1 pseudogene is annotated in these 291 nt (G+C 49.1%); it reads left to right on the top strand.

From position 1 onward, the window contains the following. Positions 1-291, top strand: a pseudogene (locus tag MW695_RS22355) (LacI family transcriptional regulator); the annotation flags it as partial.

Below are 291 nucleotides of genomic sequence, written 5' to 3'. Positions count from 1 at the left end.
TTAATGATATTCTACGGCAAAAGGGTCACCCATTTATCGTCTTAGACCAAAAGCGCGCCGAAGGGTTCAGTGATTCTGTGTTGACTGATGACTATGATGGGGGGCGGCAAGCTGCTCAACACTTAAAAGATTTGGGACACCGGCAAGTCGCCGTTCTTATTCCAGCAAAACCGTCAGCCAATGTCCAAAAGCGGCTTAGTGGTTTTTATAGTGTGTATCCGCGGACAGCGGTACATGTCATCGCGACGCCGCTTTCTAAAGTGGGTGGTCGCCAAGTTGTTCCGGACATTT

This window comes from Halalkalibacter sp. APA_J-10(15) (assembly GCF_023017105.1).
Taxonomy (GTDB): Bacteria; Bacillota; Bacilli; order Bacillales; family Bacillaceae_D; genus Halalkalibacter.
Note: the sequence above shows the minus strand (reverse complement) of the source record. Positions and strands in the feature narration are given on the sequence as shown.